The sequence below is a fragment of the Longimonas sp. genome, assembly GCF_040409695.1.
In the GTDB taxonomy this organism is placed as follows: domain Bacteria; phylum Bacteroidota; class Rhodothermia; order Rhodothermales; family Salinibacteraceae; genus Longimonas.
Map to the genome: position 1 here is coordinate 1 of NZ_JARWGJ010000042.1, position 15,913 is coordinate 15,913.

Sequence of the window (15,913 nt, forward strand, 5' to 3'; positions counted from 1 at the left end):
TGTATTGCGGCTGTATTGCGGCTTAGCATGGTGACTTATACAATGACGTGCACCGTATTCAGTTACATCTGCTGTCACAGACTTCGCATGCGGCGTAATGAAAAGGAGGGTTGCAATGGAATATGCGCTCCCGTATCAAGTATGATACATTTGAGTGCCCGAACACCTTTACCTGGGTGGCGATTGGGCTATGTTGATGACCAGGCACATCCTGTTGCCGTATTCATTTGCCTTAGTTAACTGCATACCGTTCATTACGTTTTTTTATGGATCCTTCAGCCTCTTTAGGCACCCATCGCCGCTGGTCGACCTGGATGGAGTTTGCGGTTATTCTGGCTGTCTGGCTCGTCTTTGCTTCGCTGGTCGTGGGGCGTCTCTTCATTGACCCCGAACGCTCGGCCCGGCCTCCTATTACGGGCCCGTCTGACGTATTCTGGCGCATGTCGATCTATCTGATGTGGGCCGCGATTACCCCGCTTGTGTTCTGGCTCTCCAGCTACTCGGGGCTCGGCCCGGCCCGGTCGCTTCGGCGCATCGCGCTCCATCTGTTAACTGCTGTGGGCATTGCTACTGCGATGGATGCATACAGCAACATTGTGTACCAGTACGCCTTGCAGCCCGTTGAGGAGCGCGAAGCCTTTTCGTCGGTCGCTGTAAGTGCTTTTTACGACATTGCCCGATTGGGCTTTCTTTGGGAGCTGATCATCTACTCAGCTGTGCTCGCTGTGGGGTTTGCGCGCGATTACTACCGCCGGTTCCAGGAGCGCCAGATGCAGGCGGCCCGCCTGCAGGCCCAGCTCACCGAGGCCCGGCTCGATGCCCTGCGCATGCAGATCAATCCCCACTTCCTGTTCAACACGCTTCACGCTATTTCAAGCATGGTGGAACGAAACCCCTCGGGTGTGCGCAAGATGGTAGCACGGCTGAGCGCGCTGCTCCGCCACACGCTCGACCACGACGGCGTGCAAGAGGTTACGCTGGCACGCGAACTTGACGTGCTCGATGACTACCTGGCCATTATGCAGGTGCGGTTCGAGCATCGCCTCAGCATTCGGCGCGATGTAGACAGCAGCGTGCTCGACGCAATGGTACCCGACATGATCCTGCAACCTATTGTCGAGAACGCCATCAAACACGGCGTCACCCAGCGCTCCAGTCCCGGCTGGGTGCGCATTGAAGCGCACCGCACCAACGACACGCTGCTGCTTGCCGTTGAAGACAATGGCCCCGGCACAGCGCTGTCTGATGCTTTGCCTAAAGGCGTAGGGCTCAACAACGTTCGCTCGCGCCTTGAGCAGATGTACGGCGACGCGGCCTCACTTACGCTCACCACCGGAAGCGAAGGCGGTGTACGCGCTGAACTCACGCTTCCCTACCACACCCAAGCCAGTTTTGACGAACCAGTCTCCGTTGCTCATGACGAACTCACTCCAGCTTGACGTCCTTGTTGTCGACGATGAACCGCCCGCTCAGCGGCGCCTCACCGACCTGCTCGACGCCCGCAACGATGTCGGCGACGTTCAGGTCTGCGACAACGGCCGGGCCGCCATAAAGGCAATTCGCACCCATGCCCCCGACGTGGTCTTCCTCGACGTGCAGATGCCCGACTGCACCGGCATTGAGGTTGTCGATGCCATTGGCATCGACAACATGCCGGTTACTATCTTCGTGACGGCATACGACCAGCATGCTCTGAAGGCCTTCGAGCTGGCTGCTCTCGACTACCTGCTCAAACCGTTTGAGGACGAGCGTTTCCACGAAGCACTCGACCGGGCGATCGATCAGGTGCAGATGCGCTCGACCGATCAGCTTGAGCATCAGCTCGAACGCCTGCTTAGCGCTGCCCGTCCTGACCTGACGTCCGACCACGACGCGTATCTGCAGCGCATCCCGGTGCGCACACGCAACGAAGTACGCATCGTAACCGTGCCGAACATCACTTTCTTCGCAGCCGACGGCCCGTACGTGCGTCTGCATCTGCGAAACGGTGATACGTACCTGATTCGCGAACGCATGAAGGTGCTCGAAGAGCAGCTCAATCCGAAACAGTTCTGCCGCATCCACCGCTCCACCATCGTCAACCTCGACGACGTGGAGGCCGTCCTCCCCAACCACGACGATCGCTACATGGTGCGCCTCGAATCTGGGAAACGCCTGCGCGTAAGCCGCAGCCGACGCGACGCGTTCGAAGAGCGCTTCGGACTCACGACGTAGCCCTGCTTTGCACCGCTCTGTTCTGCTCTGTTCTCCATTCTTCTGCCAGGTCACCCGCCTGCATGCGCCTACGAAGCTGTTTGGGTTTTGGTTTGCCGGTGAGAGCGAGCGCTGCTGAGGCGAAAATTGGACCTCGATAGAGATTCGTAGCCGGGGCTACGGGCTGAAATTGGGGGCAATTTGCAGCCCAGCGGAGCCGCTCGGAGCCCAAATTAAGAAATCAAAACAGCTTCTACATGGTCGACTCCTATCGCACGCTTCGCAAAGCCGTGCACACCGAGCTTAAACGGAAGGGCTCTCGCTTCATCGCAGAAGCGTATCCTGTCGAAGACGCCGCCGCAGCCGACGCCCAGATCGAATCTGTGCGCGCCCGCGAGCACCAGGCCACCCACCACTGCACCGCATATCGCGTAGGCCCCACCGGCGATACCTTCCGGTACGACGACGACGGCGAGCCGTCGGGCACCGCTGGGCCGCCCATCCTGCAGCAGATCGATGCGCGCGATCTCACGAACACGCTCGTCGTGGTTACGCGGTACTACGGCGGCACCAAACTCGGCACGGGCGGACTGATTCGGGCTTACGGCGATGCCGCCTCTGGTGCGCTTGATGCGGCTGCCACCAAAGAAACCGTGATCCGCGTTCCTGTCGCCGTAACGTTTCAGTACGACGATACCATCCCGGCCGAACAGGTCCTCCGCCAGTTCGACACGGCGCGTCTCAACGAGTCGTATACCGACGTCACCCACTGGGTCATCGGGCTACGCCCCTCACGCGTCGACGACTTTGTGGAGGCCATGACCAATGCGCTGGGGGGACGCGCGACCATCGTGCCCGCCCCGGAGAAACCGGACACTGCAGACTGAAACATTGCCGTTCTGAATGCCTTCGACCTCTACCGCACATCTCGTCTTCATACCTGGTGCATAATCGCGTTCAGCACACTCTCGTTCATCGATGCCTGTACGTCCATGCGCTCTCTTCGCTATCTGCTCGTCGCTGTCATCGGCGTTCTCAGCATAACCGGCCTGCCCCCTGCAAGCACGGCTCAAAGCCTTGCCGTCGATACAGTAAATGAGCATACAGGCAACCGGCACCTGCAAACGGACTACGTACCGGTCCTGATCAGGGAAAACGGCACCCCTGCCCTCAATCGCGCCTGGGTGGCCATGTCGTATGTAGGGGGAAGCTGGAGCATTCTCCTGCGCACCACTGCCGATGACTGGTCGCTGGCGCGAGCCAGCCATGCCACGTTTGAGATAGGCGCTTCCACATACGAAACGCCTGATGTGAACACCGTAAACGCCGAACGCACCCCGAGCATGCTCACCGAGGAAAACGCCATTCTGGCCTCCCGCGAGCTACGCACCCTGCTAATGGACGCCAGCGGTGCCGAGGTACGCGTTGGCTCCTACCTGCTCGACCTGTCTCCTCTGCCCGCCCACTACGCCTTGCTTCAAGAGGCTGTAGGCCACTAACCCTGCCGCGAACACCAACCCGTCGGGGCACGCAACCGGCCTTTCTCATTCGCCCCAGGCTCGTGCCATGTGGTGGTCTTCCCCACGAACACCTCCCTCCAATTCCTGTCGTTCGTTTGTCCTGTTCCCCACCTTGCAGACGAGCGATCTATCACGTAGCATGTAGATGCAGGCAACATTCTGCTTCTGCGCCCAACCAACCGGTTTTGTCTGTCGGTTTTGTCTGTCCATCCTCTTTCCCAATCGCCCCATTGTTATGTCTGATATCAATCTCAAGCAGTACGGTATAGATGTTGGCACAATTCTACGCAACGCCGACCCGGCGCGCCTCTACGAAGAAGCCATCCAGCTCGACCCGACAGCCGCCATCGCTAATACCGGTGCGCTGACCATCCGCTCGGGCGAGAAAACCGGCCGCAGCCCTGCTGACAAACGCATCGTGAAACACCCCGAGAGCGCCGACGACATCTGGTGGGGGCCGATCAACATGGAGATCGATGCCGAAACCTTCGAGATCAACCGCGAGCGCGCCCAGGATTACCTCAACACGCGCGAGCGCCTCTATGTCATCGACGGATTTGCTGGCTGGGACCCGCAGCATCAGCTCAAGGTGCGCATCATCTGTTCGCGTCCGTACCACGCGCTGTTTATGCACAACATGCTCATCCGCCCGACCCAGGAGGAGCTCGCGGACTTCGGGGAGCCGGACTTTGTCATCTACAACTCGGGGGAGTTTCCGGCTAACCGCCAGACCAAGCACATGAGCTCGAAAACGAGCGTCGACCTCTCGTTCGAAGACAACGAGATGGTGATTCTGGGCACCGAGTACGCAGGCGAGATGAAGAAAGGCGTCTTCACCGTCATGCACTATCTCATGCCCAAGCGCGACGTGCTCTCCATGCACTGCTCGGCGAACGAGGGTATTGAAGAAGAGGACGTAACGCTCTTCTTCGGCCTCAGCGGCACCGGTAAAACAACCCTTTCGGCAGATGCCAACCGCCGCCTCATTGGCGACGATGAGCACTGCTGGAGCGATGACGGCGTCTTCAATATCGAGGGCGGCTGCTATGCCAAGGCGATCGGACTTACACCCGAGAGCGAGCCGGAGATCTACAACGCCATCCGCTACGGCACGCTGCTGGAGAACGTGGTCTTCGACGAAGAAACGCGCGAGGTCGACTACGACGACACCTCCATCACGCAGAATACCCGCGCCTCGTATCCGCTGGAGTACATCCCCAACGTCAAGATTCCGTCGGTGGGCGATCACCCTGACAACATCATCTTCCTGACGTACGACGCGTTCGGCGTAATGCCGCCCGTGAGCAAGCTGACGCCCGAGCAGGCCATGTACCACTTTATCAGCGGGTATACTGCCAAGGTAGCAGGCACCGAGATGGGCGTTACCGAACCCAAAGCCACGTTCAGCGCCTGCTTTGGCGCCGCGTTCCTCGTCTGGCACCCAAGCAAGTACGCGGAGATGCTGGCCGAGAAGATGCGTGCCCACAACGCCGAAGCCTGGCTCGTAAACACCGGCATCACAGGCGGTCCGTACGGCACCGGCCACCGCGTGCCGCTGAAGTACACGCGCGCCATTATCGACGCGATCCACGACGGGTCGCTGGCAGCATCCGATATGCAGCCCGACCCGACCTTCGGGTTCAACGTACCGACCACGTGCCCGAACGTACCCGACGAGATCCTCATCCCCCGCAACACGTGGGATGACAAGGCCGCCTACGACAAGCAGGCCGAGAAGCTCACCGGGCTCTTCGCCGAGCACTTCGAGCAGTATGCCGACATCGCTGGCGAGGAGATTGCCGCGGCCGGGCCCAGCCCCAAGAGCATCGCGTAACACACGCGCTGTAGCGAACACGGCGCACCCCCACAGTGCATACCACACCGCGCAGCCGGAGTCCGATGCAGGACTTCGGCTGCGTTTTCGGTTGAGCACCTTGCACAAGTGAGAACGTCCTCGTATCTTCCATTTGCGTATTTTTCAGTTCCAAAAGCGGTGGCGCATGTCTTGGCTGCCCGATTTGCCGCCGTACACTCTATTCTGATTCGACTCTAAACGATGCCCTGTCTGTTCTTTCCCTCCTTGCGCTACGTAGCACTTTTCGCATCCCTGAACGCTGTAGTCATCGGATGGGCCCTGCTTCCCCCCCATGTCGCAGAGGCGCAGTCAATTCATGAAGGCGAGGAGGCGCTGGCCGCTGAGAACTATGAACAGGCACACCAGATCTTTGAACTGCTTGCTGAAGACGGGAGCGCCCATGCGCAGTACCGAATGGGGTATTTGCACCAGACGGGGAGCGGAGTCCCGAAGAATGATGACGCTGCCTACTCCTGGTACTATCGTGTCCTGGAGCACGACATGGACAACCCGCCGGAGAATACGCCTTATGACCCCGTTGCGCGTGCCTACAACAACCTGGCGGTGCTGTACAGCACTGGCGGCTCTATAGGTCGCGACTGCGAACGGGCCTATGAGTACTACCGTGCCAGCGCCAGGCGCGGCCTTCCCGAAGGCCAGTATGGCATGGCTACCATGCTGACGGGAGACGCCTGCTTCAGCGACGCGCATGACGATATGACGGTGCAGTTCATGGCGGTGCAGCTGTACCAGGAAGCAGCAGGAGCCGGACTGGCGGAAGCACAGTATAAACTGGGGATGCACTACTGCACCGGCCGAGGGGTTGAGCAGAGCCACGCTACCGCAGCTATCTGGTGGCGAGAGGCTGCGACGCAGGGCTACAGACGCGCCCAGATTCGTCTTGCAGATTGGTATATGCAAGGCAAAGGCTTGCCTCAAGACGATGTACAGGCATACGTCTGGCTGTCGCGTGCGGCCGCAAACACATGCTGCGGAACGGATGTCGCTGAAGGCGTCCAAGACGCTCTGCTCCAGCTGAAGAGTCGCATGAACGAGGAGCAACGTGCCCGCGCCGAGGCCATGTTGCATGAAGCGCTCCCTGGTTCAGATCCAGCCGTCAGGCCTGCAGATTCAGGTGAGTAAACTGACTGTGGTTGTATAGGGAAACCGGGGAGCCCCGCGAGGGCATCCGGTGGGCCCTTCCTCGGCAGGATGAAGGGGAAATGCGCGGCTGCCTGCCTCTCAGCATTCAGCTTCAGGGTAGCGGGAAGATGTTAAGTGATTGACATGTGGTTTACATCATCGCAACCTGCTCAAACCCCCTCTGTCTTCGAGCTTCGCCGAAGGTGTGATCCTGTGGACATCTCCCCCTTGGCTAAGGGGGAGAAACCCGACACGAGCCCGCAGGGCGACTGATGGAGCGAAGCGGAATAAGGGAGAGGGGATTAAAGCAAGACAAAACCGCGGTGCTTGATCATCCTGTCATTTAGCGTTTATCCACTACCAGCTTCAGCATTCAAGCATGCCGGAGCACGAAGGGGCTGGCATGGCTCCGGCTTACTCCGAAACCGCCCCAACGTCTACCCCCGCCGACTTCGGATACGACACGTAGGGCTTTACCACGGTGTCGTTTAGTTCAGCGATGGAGGCGGTATCGGCCATCTGCGAGAGCTCACGCAGCGCACCCGAGCGATCCAGAATTGCGATGGGGTCGTGATTGGTGGCGTAGGCCGCGTGGCGCGAGCGGTCAACGTGGAGATAGAACGGCAGGTCATCGGCGGCGGTCGCGGGGGTCGACAGCCCTTCACGAAGCAGCCAGTCGCGCACGGTCGCCCGCCAGGCTGCTCTGTCGGCATCGGCCGGCGCATCCCCCAGAAAGGTGACCCGGAAGAAGTCGCGGTTGATGAACCGCCGCGCCAGATCCGCCAGCACGGGGTCGTCGGACTCCATCCACTGCTTGAGGCTGAAGAGCACGTCGGTATCGTCGAGCTGGCAGTAGTGGGTGCGCACCGTATCGGTATCCAGCTGGTCGGCGGTGATGTCGTGCTCCAGAAAGAAGCAGAGGCTGCGACTGCCCGCACGGATCGTGTCGGTTTCAGACGATCCGGCACGCAGGTGACGCCGCGCGCGCCGCAGCGCCGCGTGCAGCACGCGGTCGCCGGCCAGCACCGTCTTATGCAGGTAGACCTGCCAGTACATCAGGCGCCGCGAGATCAAGAAGTTCTCTACCGCATAGATGCCTTTGCTCTCAACGGTAATGCGCGAGTTCGCCGCGCCCTGCAGCGGATGCACGCGCAGCGTCTTGATGATGCGCTGCACGCCCACCTCCCCCTCAGCTACGCCCGTGTAAAACGCGTCGCGCCGCAGATAGTCAAGGCGATCCATGTCGAGCTGACTCGACACCAGCTGGTGCATCCACGGGCGCGCATGGGTGCCGTCGAAGATCTCTATTGCGGTGCTGAGCGCCCCGTCGAAGCGCTCGTTCAAGTGCACCAGCAGCACGCGGCTCATCTCCTCGTGGTGAAAGTCGCGTATCAGCTCGTGCTCCAGCGTATGCGAAAACGCGCCGTGCCCCACGTCGTGCAAGAGCGCCGCAGCCAGCGCAGCGGTATGCTCTTCCGGTGCAATGGGCGTGCCCTTGTTTGAGAGGCTCGTGAGCGCGTCGTGCATCAGCGCCATTGCACCCAGGGCGTGGTTGAACCGCGTGTGCTCGGCGCCCGGAAACACCAGATGCCCCACCCCCAGCTGACGAATGCGCCGCAGCCGCTGCACCTCAGGCGTCTGGATCAGATCCATAATCAGATTCTTTGGCACCGAGATAAACCCGTGTACCGGATCCGAAAAGATCTTAAAGCGCTGCTGAGCAGACAGAGACACAGAAATGGGGTGCGTGATGAGGAAAACAGGTAAGGGGAAAGCGAACGCTCCGGCTCATCGTGCCGGGCTCGATGGCGGCATGAGCCCACCCCTCGCTTTCGAGCGGGCCCTGACGGTCGCGCGTCCGCTACTCATGCTCTTCGTACGCGGCGATAATCTCGCGCACCAGGCGATGACGCACCACGTCTTTGGGCGTAAGATAGACAAAGTCAATGCCCTCAATGCCCTCCAGGATGTGCTGCACCTGCACGAGCCCGCTCTTGCTCCGGTTCTTGAGATCGGTCTGTGTCACGTCGCCCGTTACAATCGTGCGGCTGTTCGGTCCCAGGCGCGTCAAGAACATCTTCATCTGACGGGTCGTCGCATTCTGGGCCTCATCCAAGATGACGAAGGCGGACTTCATGGTTCGGCCGCGCATGTACGCGAGCGGGACAATCTCCACCCGGTTGGTCTCGATGTACTCGGCCAGCTGCTCGTGCGGCATCATATCGCCCAGCGCGTCGTAGAGCGGCTGCAGGTACGGATCGATCTTTTCGTAAAAGTCGCCCGGAAGAAACCCGAGCTGCTCGCCTGCTTCTACAGCCGGGCGCGCCAGCACGATCTTCTTTACGCGGTGCTCGCGAAGGGCCGCTACGGCCATCGCTACCGCCATGTACGTTTTCCCCGTACCTGCCGGACCAATTGCAAACACAACGTCATTCTTCTGTGCCGTCTCGACCAGGCGCGCCTGGTTCGGTGTGCGCGGCTGGATCGTCTCACCCGACGGCGTGTGAAGCACCACCGTATTCGGACCGGTAGGCGCGGCAGGCGGAGCCCCATCGGACTGCTCCAGTGCAAGGACGGTATCAACGTCCTCTTCTGCCAGCGCGTCGTTGCGCTCCAAAAGCACCATAAGCTCTTTGAAGACCGCCTCCACGACATCGATCGTATCCTCGGGGCCTTCAACATACACGGTCGTCCCGCGTGCTGTTATCGAGGCATCAGGAAATGCCTCTTCAACCTTGCGCAGGTGAAGGTCGTTGAATCCGAAAAGAAGGAGCGGGTCGGTATCGTTTATGCTAAACCGTTTCTCAGCCAAGGACAGCGGGAGAGCCAAGTTAAGGAAAACTACGAATGAGGGGTTGTGCCCCGTAGCGTCTATTATGTACCGTTTCAGTGTTTGTTTGCACTATGCCTAACCTGATTGTATCGTTTACGAAAATGGAAGGAGCGGGTAACGACTTTGTTGTGCTCGATAACCGCTTCTACCGGTTCACGTATCCAGAGCTGCAGCAGCTGGCCGCCCGGTGGTGCGACCGCCGGCGTGGAATCGGAGCCGACGGCCTCCTGGCCCTTGACCCGGTCGCCCCTGAGGATGCATCTACCACCGACTTCCGGATGCGCTATGTGAACGCCGACGGGTCGCATGCCACGATGTGTGGCAACGGCGCCCGCTGCCTGGCGCGCTTCGCCTACGAAGCGGGCATTGGCGACTCGCGGCTCGTCTTTGAGACCGACGCCGGACGCTACGCAGCCGATGTGCCCGACGCTGCCGATGCACCTGTTCGCCTGTGGGTGCCTGCGCCCTCGCGCTACGAGGCCAACTGCTCGCTTCACGACGCCCACGAACACCCGCTAACATGGCATCAGATCTGGTCGGGCACCGAGCACGTCGTTGCCTTTACAGACCACCTTGACGACCAGCCGCTCGCTACGATAGCCCCGCCCGTGCGTCACAACGAGGCGTTTGCCCCGGAAGGCACGAACGTAAACCTGGCCTATGTCGAAGACGACCAGACCCTGCGTATGCGCACGTATGAGAAAGGCGTGGAAGCGGAGACGCTCGCCTGTGGCACGGGCGTGGTGGGTACGGCTGCCGTAGCCCTGAAGCAGCGCCACGTTTCGGCACCGGTCACTGTGCACACCCCGGGGGGCACTTTCGAGGTCGGGCCAGCTTCTGACCCGGAAGCGCCCGCCCCATGGTACCTCGACGGCCCCGCGCGCGCCGTCTATCAGGGCACGTTCGAGCATGTGCCGCAAGGGTGAGTCGCTGCATCTGAAGCCACTCCGCGTGCTCCGTTACCCCGCAGAGGAGCGATCCTGCAATGCGACACCCGACTGCAATGCGGCACTGGATCTGGCATAACGACTGCATTGCTCCCAGAAGGATAGCCCCCAAACAAACCAGTCGCCCAACAAAAAAAGCGCAGGCTTCCCCGTCCCCCGTGGGAAGCACTGCGCGTGTTGCGCCAAAACCGTTACCGAGTCCGGCAGGGCTCGGCGCAATGTGGAGGTCAGGGCAGGACTCCCCGACCAATTAACCAAGCGCAATACGCCTGCATAACCGGACACGCATTCCTAAAAAGTTTTTTCACGCCCCGCAGAGCACCGCATATATCCAGCCTGAAGGCGCCACAAGTTGCCTTCTCAGTTGGTCTGCAGCGCTGCCCAGGCCCGTTGTATACGCCTGTAGAACCTGTCTCTATCGCCATCCCACGTTACGACCTGAACGCGGTCACGCTTTCGGTAGAGCCAGTGCATGCATAGCCGGATCTCGTCGATGGCCCGCTTTGAGAATACATCGCCGTTTGCCGATGCAGCCAGCCACGTTGATATCGGCTCGTCCAGGTCGATACGTGTTTCCCGGTCTCTATGGGATGCCACCGTATCCGCCTCGTAGGTTGTGGTACCGCGCAGGCGACCATGATGCACCCAGAGCCCGTGCACGCGGCCCGACACGTCGTCGACATACCAGATCACGCCCTGACGCTCGCGGATGGGCGCCTGCCAGAGGCGCTGCCGGCGCACGAACCGCTCAACCGCTTCGTGGCCATCGCGAAACTGGGCGGCCCGCTCAAAATCAAGTCGCTCCGAGGCCTCTTGCATCCGCGTGTGCAGGTAGTCGAGCAGCTCGGTAGAACGCCCCTGCAAGAACGTTTCGAGCGCGTCGACCGCCTCCGTGTAGGCCATATCTACATCGTCTTCGCAAGGAGCCAGGCAGCGATCCATGTCGGCATAGAGGCAGCGCTGCCCGAGGCGGAGCGTGTCGTCGTCGCACTCGCGTAGCGGATACAGCCGCGCAGCCATATCGATGATAAGCTCGGCCTGGTCGGCGTTGCGTACCGGCCCGTAGTAGGCCGCCTCCGGATCCTGCATCCGGTACGACCAGCCCAGCTGCGGGTAGTCCTCGGTGCGATTGAGCATGAGGAAGGGGCGACGACGGTAGCGCCGCTGCGCCCGGTTGTACGTAGGCTTCTCCTCCTTGATGAGGCGCGACTCTAACAGAAGCGCCTCCAGTTCGGTGTCGGTCGTCTGCCACGTGACCGTACGCGCCTTCTTGACCAGCTTGCGCGTGCGCGCCGGCTTCGATTCGATCCCGGTAAAGTAGTTGCGTACCCGGTTCGCCAGCTGCTTGGCTTTGCCGATATACAGCGTGGTACCGTTGCCAGCCTTGAAGAAGTAGACCCCAGGCGCATCGGGAATGTCGGGCAACACCTCGTTGCGCAGCCGCTCCACATGCGCCGGTGGCTTTCGTACGTTACGGTACGAACGCCCTTGAAAGCGCATAAGCTCGTCGAGCGTGTCGATGCCATGCTCAAAGGCACACTGGTTCAAGAAGCGCAGCAAGATGCGCCCGGTAGCCTCCGCATCCCCCAGAGCCCGATGCCGCCCGTTCACACGCACGTTGTAAAAGGTCGACAGTGCCGAGAGCCCGCGTGACTTAAGTCCGGGCAGCAGGCGACGGGCCAGGCGCAGCGAGCAGAGCGTCTGGTTCTCAATCGGTTTGCGCCCGAGCCGGCCCAGTTCGGCATTCAAAAAACGCTCGTCAAACGACAGGTTGTGCGCGACCAGCACGCCATCGTCCAGGAAGTCGAGGTAGGCAGGCATCACATCGGCCATAGGAGGCGCATCCATCACCATCGCGGTGCTGATGCCCGTGAGCCGCTGAATGTTTTTGGGCACGGTGCGATCGGGGTTAACCAGCGACTGAAAGCGTTCGACGACCTCGCCGTGCTGCACCTTCACCGCACCAATCTCGATAACCCGATCCCGCTCTTTTTTAGGGCCGGTCGTTTCGGTATCGGTGACGACGAAGCAGGTCTGGTCGAGGGTGGACATAGCGATGCGTTAACAGCGAACAACAGCGGCGACGGTTGGGGGCGGTTGGCAGTTAAGCCTTGGGCGAGACCCAATGCCTCCGGAACAGCGAGAGAGTAACTTACCAAATGCTTACAGGGTCTACAACCGATAAGCGCCTGCGCGTTGCCTCATCGCTCCTTCTTTTTGCGAAATATTGGCTACAATAGCAGTATGGCCCTGCTATACTTAAGCGTCTGTATCCCCTTTCTTTTCAGAGACTCCCCAGTGTTATGAAAGTCACAGTTATTGGCGCTGGCAACGTAGGCGCAACCGTCGCCGAATGCGTTGCTCGCAAAGACATGGTTCAAGAAGTGGTTATGGTGGACATCAAAGACGGTGTGCCGCAGGGCAAAGCGCTCGACATGGTCGAGTCGTCCCCCATCCACGGCTTTGATACGTACATTACGGGTACGACCGACTACGAAGACACCGCCGACTCCGAGGTCTGCATCATCACCGCGGGCCTGCCACGCAAGCCGGGCATGAGCCGCGACGACCTGCTGGCCAAAAACGCAAACATTGTAAAGAGCGTAACGGAGCAGTTCGTAGCGCATAGCCCAGATGCCACGATCATCGTGGTGTCGAACCCGCTCGACGTAATGACTTACGTCGCGTATGAAGCCAGTGGGTTCCCCGCAGAGCGCGTTATGGGTATGGCCGGTGTGCTCGACACCGCGCGCTACCGCGCATTCATCGCCAACGAACTCGGCGTATCGGTGCGCGACATTCAGGCGCTTCTCATGGGCGGCCACGGCGATACGATGGTGCCCCTGCCCCGGTATACCACGATTGGCGGCATCCCCCTTCCCCAGTGGCTCGACGACGAAACCATCGATGCCATTGTGGAGCGCACCAAAGGCGGCGGTGGCGAGATCGTTGACCTTATGGGAACGTCTGCCTGGTACGCCCCCGGCGCAGCCGCTGCGGAAATGACTGAGGCGATCATCAAAGACAATGGCCGCGTGCTGCCCGCCGCCGCGTACGTAGACGGCGAATACGACCTGGAAGGGTTCTTCATTGGCGTGCCCATCGTGCTGGGAGCCGGTGGTGTTGAGGAGATCATCGAAGTCGAGCTCAACGATGACGAGCGCGCTCTGCTCGACACGTCGGCCGAGCATGTGCAGGCCAACCTCGACACGCTACAGCGCCTCATCGACGAGGGCGAGGTCAAGTAACGAGGCGGCGTGGCCTCTGCTCTATGCGACCCGGCTCACGATTGAGCTGCATGCCCCCGCATCTGTCTGCTTCTGCTGCAGGAGGATGCGGGGGCGTTTCTGTTAGACGGCGAGCTGTCGCGGGGCTCCGAGCGCTATGCATCCACCTGCAGCACGATCTTGCCCGCGTTGGCATTGTCTTCCATACGGCGGTGTGCCTCTACGACATCGGCCCAATCCATAACCGAGTCGATGACCGGCGCTACCGTGCCGCCGCTCCAGTGCGGGTAGACATCAGACATAAAGTCGCGGATGAGCTGGGCTTTGTACGCATCAGACCGGCTGCGCAGGGTCGACGCGTAAATGTGAATGCGCTTGGCCATGAGCGCTCGTAGCGACATCTCTTTGACCGTACTGCCGCCCATAGTCGCCAGCTGAACGAGGCGTGCATCGGTAGCCATCACGTCGATGTTGCGGTTGAAGTACGGCGCGCCCACGAAGTCGATCACGACGTTGACCCCTTGCTGCTGCGTGATGGCGGGTACCCGCTCAGCAAAGTCGTCTTCGGTGTAATCGATGGCATGGTCTGCGCCCACCTCATGGCAGGTTGGATGTTTCGCCCTCGAAGCGGTAACAATGATGGTGGCATTCTGCAGCCGTGCCAGCTGCGTGGCTGCGGTACCTACGCCGCTGGCCCCTGCGTGAATAAGCACAGTTTCGCCCTGTTGCAGGTCGGCCAGCCAGTGGAGCGCCTGGTAGGCCGTCAGGAACACCTCGGGTAGCGCCGCGGCTTGGGTCATATCGACCGCATCGGGCACCGGAATGAGATGGTCGGCCCGAACGACTGCGTACTCGGCATATCCGCCCCCTGCAAGCAGGGCACACACCCGGTCGCCCGCTGCCCAGTCGACAACAGCGTCGCCAACGGCATCGACAACACCTGCCGCCTCCAGCCCGAGCGTGGCGGGCGCGCCTTCTGGCGGTGGGTAGTGCCCGCGCCGCTGATAGGTGTCGGCCCGGTTCAACGCCGTCGCCTGCACGCGAACGCGCACCTCATGAGGACCCGGCTCCGGACGCTCAATGGAGCCGATCGTCATCTCGTCGGGATCGCCAGGGGTTTCGACAACAACAGCACGCATGGTAGCCATAGGTCTGGTAGCACGTTGTGAGAAGATCACGCTACCATTGCTACGCAGGCTGAAGCATGTCGTTTGGTGCGCTGCGGGCTGTATCGGCAGGCTCCGGCACAGACGGGTCGCACGTAAAGGTGCGCGTGGTAGCTTCTTGTCCGTACACGTAGAGCCGCTCAGCAAACAGGAAGCGCCCGCCCCGATGCTGCAGCATAACGGTGGAGGCGCGGGTGCCGTACGCCTCCCCTGAAATAAACATCGACGAGACCTGGCGCTCTTTTTCCGGGGGAAGTCCGGTGTCGGGCAAGAGCGAGTCTGGGGCCGGCACGTGGTCATAGAGCGCATCGAGCAGGTGCTCAGGATGCACGGTGGCGCCGATCGCGTCGATGATGCGCTGCTTGCCCCGGTTCACTTTGTGCCACGGCGTATCGAGATGGGCATTGCTTAGCCCGTGCCAGCCAGGCTCTACAGCCTGCGGGTCACGATCAGGGTGAGCCATGTAGTAGGCCGTACTTCCGCGCCCGAAAAGCAAGTTGAACGGGGCACGTGGCGTAAGCTGGCGCAAGGCCGACAGGTAGTGCTCGGGGGCGGTGTCGTCGCGCAGGTAGTCTGTAACAACTGTGCCGCGCGTGGGGCCGTCTGGAAACGTGCGGTGCAGGTTGCGGACGTTGGTCAGCGCGGCCCACCGCCCGTCGCATGTGAGACCGCACCAGGTACCGCCTGCTTTTAAGTCGCGTCCGGCACAGATATGAGGCGCACTCGGCCACCACCGGGCCGGACGGGTCGGTCGCGCATAGAACTCATCGCGGTTACTCGCCATGATAAGCGGATAATCGGGATGGGCTTCCACACCCAGAATAATCAGGCACATAGGCAGGTTGTTGCTCGCTATGCAGGTTACGGAAATAAGAGGGGATTAACGGTCTGAGACGGGCGGAACGGAGATGCCCCATAGCAGCGGAGCATCTGGGCCTGCGCTGTACATACGGCTCTGTAGAATCCGGAGGGAGTCGCGCCGTGCATCGAGCCAGGTACGTACGCGCTCGGCCTCTTCCGGCCCACCGT

General features: G+C 60.8%; 13 protein-coding genes. 8 read left to right on the forward strand and 5 right to left on the reverse strand.

Features of this window, described 5'->3' with window-relative positions; all coding sequences use genetic code 11:
* Nucleotides 1-266 precede the first annotated feature (266 nt).
* From PPP56_RS02275 to PPP56_RS02300, 6 genes are all read left to right on the forward strand, one after another.
* Nucleotides 267-1,439 (forward strand): sensor histidine kinase, encoded by a 1,173-nt coding sequence (locus tag PPP56_RS02275; protein WP_353562377.1) that lies wholly within the window; start codon nucleotides 267-269, stop codon nucleotides 1,437-1,439.
* Entirely contained in the window at nucleotides 1,417-2,214 is a 798-nt protein-coding gene (locus PPP56_RS02280; RefSeq protein ID WP_353562379.1) for a LytR/AlgR family response regulator transcription factor, read from the forward strand. Before PPP56_RS02275 ends, PPP56_RS02280 begins: the two co-directional genes overlap by 23 nt.
* Before the next feature lie 236 nt (nucleotides 2,215-2,450).
* Nucleotides 2,451-3,080, forward strand: a complete 630-nt coding sequence (locus PPP56_RS02285; RefSeq protein ID WP_353562381.1) for an IMPACT family protein — start codon at nucleotides 2,451-2,453, stop codon at nucleotides 3,078-3,080.
* 105 nt (nucleotides 3,081-3,185) lie between these two features.
* Nucleotides 3,186-3,692 (forward strand): hypothetical protein, encoded by a 507-nt coding sequence (locus PPP56_RS02290; RefSeq protein ID WP_353562383.1) that lies wholly within the window; start codon nucleotides 3,186-3,188, stop codon nucleotides 3,690-3,692.
* A 256-nt stretch (nucleotides 3,693-3,948) separates the two neighbouring features.
* On the forward strand, nucleotides 3,949-5,547 hold the full coding sequence (pckA, locus tag PPP56_RS02295; RefSeq protein WP_353562385.1) for a phosphoenolpyruvate carboxykinase (ATP): 1,599 nt from the start codon (nucleotides 3,949-3,951) through the stop codon (nucleotides 5,545-5,547).
* Between the two features lie 222 nt (nucleotides 5,548-5,769).
* Complete coding sequence (locus PPP56_RS02300) at nucleotides 5,770-6,711, forward strand: tetratricopeptide repeat protein (RefSeq protein ID WP_353562387.1); 942 nt, start codon at nucleotides 5,770-5,772, stop codon at nucleotides 6,709-6,711.
* 414 nt (nucleotides 6,712-7,125) lie between these two features.
* On the opposite strand, the gene PPP56_RS02305 is transcribed toward PPP56_RS02300, so the two are convergent.
* Together PPP56_RS02305 and PPP56_RS02310 are read right to left on the reverse strand one after the other, a co-directional pair.
* The gene (locus PPP56_RS02305) at nucleotides 7,126-8,445 is read right to left on the reverse strand and encodes an HD domain-containing protein (RefSeq protein WP_353562389.1); all 1,320 of its coding nucleotides are present in this window, start codon (nucleotides 8,443-8,445) and stop codon (nucleotides 7,126-7,128) included.
* 127 nt (nucleotides 8,446-8,572) lie between these two features.
* Nucleotides 8,573-9,523 carry a PhoH family protein gene (locus PPP56_RS02310; RefSeq protein ID WP_353562401.1) on the reverse strand — a complete coding sequence of 317 codons (951 nt, stop codon included), beginning with the start codon at nucleotides 9,521-9,523 and terminating at the stop codon, nucleotides 8,573-8,575.
* A 92-nt stretch (nucleotides 9,524-9,615) separates the two neighbouring features.
* Between PPP56_RS02310 and dapF the strand changes: the two genes are divergently transcribed.
* Nucleotides 9,616-10,470: a diaminopimelate epimerase gene (gene dapF, locus PPP56_RS02315; RefSeq protein ID WP_353562391.1), complete on the forward strand. Its 855-nt coding sequence runs from the start codon at nucleotides 9,616-9,618 to the stop codon at nucleotides 10,468-10,470.
* Between the two features lie 381 nt (nucleotides 10,471-10,851).
* Here dapF and PPP56_RS02320 read toward each other — a convergent pair whose 3' ends face one another.
* Entirely contained in the window at nucleotides 10,852-12,543 is a 1,692-nt protein-coding gene (locus PPP56_RS02320; RefSeq protein WP_353562393.1) for a DEDD exonuclease domain-containing protein, read from the reverse strand.
* 251 nt (nucleotides 12,544-12,794) lie between these two features.
* On the opposite strand from PPP56_RS02320, the gene mdh reads away from it, so the two are divergent.
* Nucleotides 12,795-13,739, forward strand: coding sequence for a malate dehydrogenase (gene mdh, locus PPP56_RS02325; protein ID WP_353562395.1), 945 nt, complete (start codon nucleotides 12,795-12,797; stop codon nucleotides 13,737-13,739).
* A gap of 134 nt (nucleotides 13,740-13,873) precedes the next feature.
* Here mdh and PPP56_RS02330 read toward each other — a convergent pair whose 3' ends face one another.
* Both PPP56_RS02330 and PPP56_RS02335 read right to left on the reverse strand, forming a co-directional pair.
* Complete coding sequence (locus PPP56_RS02330) at nucleotides 13,874-14,866, reverse strand: NAD(P)H-quinone oxidoreductase (RefSeq protein WP_353562397.1); 993 nt, start codon at nucleotides 14,864-14,866, stop codon at nucleotides 13,874-13,876.
* A 40-nt stretch (nucleotides 14,867-14,906) separates the two neighbouring features.
* On the reverse strand, nucleotides 14,907-15,719 hold the full coding sequence (locus tag PPP56_RS02335) for an NRDE family protein (RefSeq protein WP_353562399.1): 813 nt from the start codon (nucleotides 15,717-15,719) through the stop codon (nucleotides 14,907-14,909).
* Nucleotides 15,720-15,913 lie beyond the last annotated feature (194 nt).